Source organism: Streptomyces olivochromogenes (assembly GCF_021538895.1).
Lineage (GTDB): Bacteria > Actinomycetota > Actinomycetes > Streptomycetales > Streptomycetaceae > Streptomyces > Streptomyces olivochromogenes_A.
The window spans coordinates 1-5,458 of record NZ_JADDRL010000229.1 but is presented as its reverse complement, the minus strand read 5'-3'; the positions used below and the strand labels follow the sequence as shown (position 1 = coordinate 5,458).

Sequence of the window (5,458 nt, the reverse complement as noted above, 5' to 3'; positions counted from 1 at the left end):
CCCGAGCCCGCTGGACGGCGACGTCTTCGGGACCTGCTCCTGCCCGCTCGTGTTCGTCCCTGACGACCTGGCCCGTGCCCCCCGAACCGGCGAGGTCGCTCTCGGCGTCGACCCGCGTCGGCGCGCGCCCGCGGCGATCCGGTTCGCCTTCGACAGTGCGCGGCTGCGGGGCGTGGGGCTGCGGGCCGTGCATGCCTGGACGCTGCCGCCGGCCGCCGCCGAGCTGCCCTTCGGCGTGCCGGAGGAGGACCGGGCGACCTGGGAGGACCACGAGGTGCAGCTGCTGGCGGACGCGCTGCGGCCCTGGCGCGCGAAGTATCCGGACGTACCGGTGATCGAGGACGTGCTGCTGTTCACCCCGGTCCACGCCCTGCTGCACCACGGCGCCGACACCGCCCTGGTCGTGGTGGGGCGCCGGTACGGCTCCGGGGCCGAGGACCTGGCGAGGGACCTCACACGGGACCTCGTACGAGACCTGGTACGGGAGGCGATGTGTCCGGTCGTCGTCGTGCCGTCGTGACGCCGCCGGTGCCTTTATCGCCGCGCGCGTTCGGCGCCTCCACACCCCGAGACGCACCCGCACGGCAGCGGAGCTGTCACGGACGGCACCGCGCGCGGGCAGGTTCGGCCGCGGTACGACCATTAGACGACATGTCCGCGCGAAGTGCCCGGAGTTGCGATGGGATGGCCCACTCATGGTGAGCCGCCGATCGGGGATGGACATGAGCGACTTGGCCGAAGTGGTGCCACCTGGTTGCGCCGATGTGGTGGAAGAGTTGTGCCAGTGCGCCGCGGGCGGCACGGCGAGCGGTTCCCGGGCCGCTGAGGAAAGGTTCCGGGGACTGCTGGAGGCGGCACCGGACGCCATGGTCATCGTGGACGACACCGGCACCATCAAGCTCGTCAACGCACAGACCGAAGCCCTCTTCGGCTACAAACGCGAGGAACTCCTCGGCCACCCCGTCGAACTCCTCGTCCCGGGCCGCTTCCGCACCCACCACACCGAACACCGCAACGCCTACGCCCACAACCAGCAAGTACGCCCCATGGGCGCCGGACTGGACCTGTACGGCCTGCGCAAGGACGGCACCGAGTTCCCCGTCGAGATCAGCCTCAGCCCCCTCGAAACCGCCGACGGCCTCCTCGTCTCCGCCGCCGTCCGCGACGTCAGCGAACGCAAGGCGGCAGAGGAACGCATCAACGAACTCGCCGCGCTCGTCGAGTCCTCCCAGGACGCGATCCTCGCCAAGACCCTCGACGGCCGGATCACGTACTGGAACGCCGCGGCCCACTCGCTGTACGGGTTCACGGCGGCGGAGGCGGTGGGGCAGCACGTGTCGATCCTGGCCCCGACCGACCGGCACGACGAGATCGGTGTGCTGCTGGACCGGCTGCGCCGGGGCGAGAAGGTCGAGCACTTCGAGACGCTGCGGCTCACCCGCAACGGCGGCCTGCTGGACGTGGACGTGACGCTGTGGCCGACCCGCGCCGCGGACGGCACGGTCATCGGGGCGTGCGCCATCGTCCGCGACATCAGCGACCGCAAGCGTGCCGAGGCCGAGCTGACGGAGCTGTACGAACAGCAGCGGCACATCGCCCTGACCCTGCAGCGCAGTCTCATGGGCACCCCGCCGGCCATCCCGGGCCTCGCCACCGCGAGTCGCTATCTGCCCGCCACCCAGGGCGCCGGCGTCGGCGGCGACTGGTTCGACCTGATCCCGCTGGGGGCCGGCCGGGTGGGGGTGCTGATCGGTGACGTGATGGGCCGCGGGCTGGAGGCGGCCGCCGTGATGGGCCAGCTCCGGTCCGCCGCGCACGCGCTGGCCAAGACCGGGATGCAGCCCCGTCAGCTGATGCAGGCCCTGGACACCGTGGTCGCCGACCTGGACGTCCCGGACCAGCTCGTCACCTGCTGCTACCTGGTCATAGCGGCCGACACCGGGGACGTGACGGTGTGCTCCGCCGGGCACCTGCCCGTCCTGGTCACCGACCCCGTCGAGAGCGTGCGTACCCTCCCCTCGCCGGTGAACGCGCCGCTGGGCGTCGGTGACGTCATCTACGAGCAGTGCCGCACCACCATCGCGCGCGGCGCCACGCTGGTGCTCTACACGGACGGGCTCGTCGAGACGCCGGGCAGCGACATCGAGGACCAGCTCACCCAACTCATCGGCACACTGGACAAACTCGCCGACAGCACACCCGACCTGGAGTACGTCGCCGACCATGTGCTGGCCAGCCTGCTGCCCGGCGCCGACGGCCACGACGACGACGTCACCCTGCTGCTGACCCGGCTGCCCGCGGCTCCGCTGGCCTCGGCCGCGACCGCCCTGCCCGCCCTGCCCGAGTCGGTGCCGGCCGGCCGCGAATTCCTCGCCGGGGTGCTGGACGCGTGGAAGCTCGCGCACCGGGCGGACGACGCCTGTCTGCTGGCGTCCGAGATCCTCACCAACTCCGTCCTGCACGCGCAGGGCCCGATCGGCGTGCACGTCTGCCGCACCGTCATCGAACTCACGGTCGAGATCACCGATCGCAGCCCCCATCTGCCCCAGCCGCGCGTGGCGGCCGAGGACGCCGAGTCCGGCCGGGGGCTGCTCCTCGTCCGCGCCCTCGCCGACGACTGGGGCGTGCGGCCGACGGACGAGGGCAAGACGACCTGGTTCAGCTTCAAGCACCCGCCGGCGCGCGGCGACGGGTGACGATCACCCGTTCAAGGTCGATACTTCCGAGAGTAGGCAACAGGTCGGCGTCGGCCCTGGGCACACGGGCCGGAGGCTTACCTACCGGGTCCACCAGGAGGTATCGATGAAGATGCTCATCAACGTTCCGGAGACCGTGGTGGCCGACGCGCTGCGGGGGCTGGCGGCCGCCCACCCCGAGCTGACCGTAGACGTCGAGAACCGGGTGATCGTACGGCGGGACGCCCCCGTGGCCGGGCAGGTGGCGCTGGTCTCGGGCGGCGGCTCGGGGCACGAACCGCTGCACGGCGGGTTCGTGGGTCACGGGATGTTGTCGGCCGCCTGCCCCGGCGAGGTGTTCACCTCACCGGTTCCGGACCAGATGGCCCGGGCGGCGGCGGCCGTGGACAGCGGGGCGGGTGTGCTGTTCGTCGTGAAGAACTACACCGGTGACGTACTGAACTTCGACATGGCGGCCGAGCTCGCGGAAGACGAGGGCATCCAGATCGCGAAGGTGCTCGTCAACGACGACGTGGCGGTCACCGACAGCCTCTACACGGCAGGCCGGCGCGGCACCGGCGCGACCCTCTTCGTCGAGAAGATCGCGGGCGCGGCGGCCGCCGAGGGCCGGCCCCTGGAGCAGGTCGAGTCCATCGGGCGCCGGGTCAACGAGAACTCCCGCAGCTTCGGCGTGGCGCTCAGCGCGTGCACCACGCCGGCCAAGGGCAGCCCCACCTTCGATCTGCCGCCCGGTGAACTGGAGTTGGGCATCGGCATCCACGGAGAGCCGGGCCGGGAGCGGCGAGCGATGATGACGTCCGGTGAGATCGCCGACTTCGCGGTGGGCGCGGTCCTGGAGGACCTCGAACCGCGCAACCCCGTGCTCGTCCTGGTCAACGGCATGGGCGCGACACCGCTGCTGGAGCTGTACGGCTTCAACGCCGAGGTGCAGCGGGTGCTCGGCGAGCGCAAGGTCACCGTGGCCCGCACGCTCGTGGGCAACTACGTCACCTCGCTGGACATGGCGGGCGCCTCGGTCACCCTGTGCCAGGTCGACGAGGAACTGCTGGGACTGTGGGACGCGCCGGTGCGGACGCCGGCCCTGCGCTGGGGCATGTGACACGGCGGCGGACGCGACCAACGTACCTACCACGCAAGGAGAACCAGTGCTCGACGCCGACTTCTTCCGCCGCTGGATGACCGTGACCGCCGCGTCCGTCGACCGCGAGGCGGAACGGCTCACCGCTCTCGACTCGGCCATCGGCGACGCCGACCACGGCACCAACATGCAGCGGGGGTTCCGGGCCGTGGCGGCCTCGCTGGAGAAGGAGGCGCCGGACACCCCGGGCGAGGTCCTGACCCACGCGGGCCGCCAGCTGATCTCGACGGTCGGCGGCGCGTCCGGGCCGTTGTACGGCACGCTGCTGCGCCGCACGGGCAAGGCGCTCGGGGACGCCACGGAGGTCAGCGAGGCGCAGCTGGCCGAGGCGCTGCGGGCGGGCGTGGACGGGGTGATGGCCCTCGGGGGTGCCGCGCCCGGCGACAAGACCATGCTCGACGCGCTGGTGCCGGCCGTGGACGCGATGCCCGACGGTTTCGCCGCGGCCCGGGCCGCCGCCGAGGAGGGCGCGCTGGCGACGGTGCCGTTGCAGGCCCGCAAGGGCCGGGCGAGTTATCTCGGGGAGCGCAGCATCGGGCACCAGGACCCGGGGGCCACCTCGTCCGCGTTGCTGATCGCCGCGCTGGTGGAGGCCGCCGGTGAGTGAGGGGAAGCCGGTCGGGATCGTGCTGGTGTCGCACAGCGCCGAGGTCGCGTCGTCGGTCGCCGAGTTGGCGAAGGGCCTCGCGGGCGGCGCCGAGGCGGTGCCCGTCGCCACGGCGGGCGGCACCGAGGCCGGCGTGCTCGGTACGAGCGCCGAGCTGATCTCCGCGGCGGCCGCGGCCGTGGACCGGGGAGCCGGGGTCGCCGTGCTCACGGATCTGGGCAGCGCCGTGCTCACGGTGAAGGCGCTGATCGCGGAGGGCGACGAACTGCCCGGCGGCACGCGCCTGGTGGACGCCCCGTTCGTCGAGGGCGCGGTGGCCGCGGTGGTCACGGCGGCCGCGGGAGGCGACCTGAACGCGGTGGAGGCGGCGGCCACCGAGGCGTACATGTACCGCAAGGTGTGAGGCCCGCGGTCGGAGAGGTCCCGGCGGCCGGGGGCGGCTCAGTGGTGTCGGACGAACCGGCCCGCCAGCCGCTCCCCGGTCGCGACGGCCGCCATGTGGTCCTGGATGCGCTTGACCCGGGAGTCCTTGAAGACGATGTACGTGACCCCGGAGGACACCCCGCCCCTGCGCGGATCGGGACTGATGCCCAGGGCCCGGGCGGTGGCGTAGGAGGCCTCGCCGATGATCTCGCGCGGGCCGGTGTCCCCGACGACGGCGTACCGCACACGGTCGTGGTAGACGACCGCGGCGACGGAACCGCCGCGCACGCCGCCCGCGCGGTGGTCCCAGCGGCGGCTCGGGGCGGGCACCACGATGTAGGGCAGGCGTTCGGCGTTGAGATGACGGCCGTCGGACTGCTGGAAGGCGGTGGCGGGCAGGAAACTCGGGTCGGTGCGGCCGTTGCAGCGCCTGGTGGACCGGCCGTCGCAGTCGATGTCCATGTCGGCCTTCCAGAACACGGCGTCGCGGGTGCCGCAGACCGAGACGGTCGCGGGCGCGGACTCGTCGGTGCGGTAGCGGCCACGGGAGACGGGGGCGCAGTGACGCACCCGGGCGAGCAGGTCGGCGGCGTC

Annotated in this window: 6 protein-coding genes; 5 read left to right on the top strand and 1 reads right to left on the bottom strand. The window is 72.7% G+C overall.

All coding sequences use genetic code 11. The features are described 5' to 3' along the window. From IPZ69_RS46210 to IPZ69_RS46190, 5 genes are all read left to right on the top strand, one after another. Nucleotides 1-520: universal stress protein (locus IPZ69_RS46210; protein WP_235460925.1), on the top strand; the 520-nt coding region annotated here is incomplete at its 5' end. A 202-nt stretch (nucleotides 521-722) separates the two neighbouring features. Next, nucleotides 723-2,696: a PAS domain S-box protein gene (locus tag IPZ69_RS46205; protein WP_235460924.1), complete on the top strand. Its 1,974-nt coding sequence runs from the start codon at nucleotides 723-725 to the stop codon at nucleotides 2,694-2,696. Nucleotides 2,697-2,802: 106 nt separating this feature from the next. Continuing rightward, nucleotides 2,803-3,795, top strand: a complete 993-nt coding sequence (gene dhaK / locus IPZ69_RS46200; RefSeq protein WP_235460923.1) for a dihydroxyacetone kinase subunit DhaK — start codon at nucleotides 2,803-2,805, stop codon at nucleotides 3,793-3,795. Between the two features lie 46 nt (nucleotides 3,796-3,841). Next, nucleotides 3,842-4,441, top strand: coding sequence for a dihydroxyacetone kinase subunit DhaL (gene dhaL, locus IPZ69_RS46195; protein WP_235460922.1), 600 nt, complete (start codon nucleotides 3,842-3,844; stop codon nucleotides 4,439-4,441). After that, complete coding sequence (locus IPZ69_RS46190; RefSeq protein ID WP_235460921.1) at nucleotides 4,434-4,844, top strand: PTS-dependent dihydroxyacetone kinase phosphotransferase subunit DhaM; 411 nt, start codon at nucleotides 4,434-4,436, stop codon at nucleotides 4,842-4,844. The genes dhaL and IPZ69_RS46190 overlap by 8 nt, the downstream gene beginning before the upstream one ends. Nucleotides 4,845-4,882: 38 nt before the next feature. Here IPZ69_RS46190 and IPZ69_RS46185 read toward each other — a convergent pair. Further along, the coding region (locus IPZ69_RS46185) for a glycoside hydrolase family 75 protein (RefSeq protein ID WP_235460920.1) at nucleotides 4,883-5,458 on the bottom strand (576 nt) is incomplete at its 5' end.

What these genes read in the sequence shown, in the direction of transcription:
- IPZ69_RS46205 (WP_235460924.1), top strand. Translation starts at nt 723, where the DNA reads ATGAGCGACTTGGCCGAAGTGGTGCCACCTGGTTGCGCCGATGTGGTG.
- dhaK (WP_235460923.1), top strand. Translation starts at nt 2,803, where the DNA reads ATGAAGATGCTCATCAACGTTCCGGAGACCGTGGTGGCCGACGCGCTG.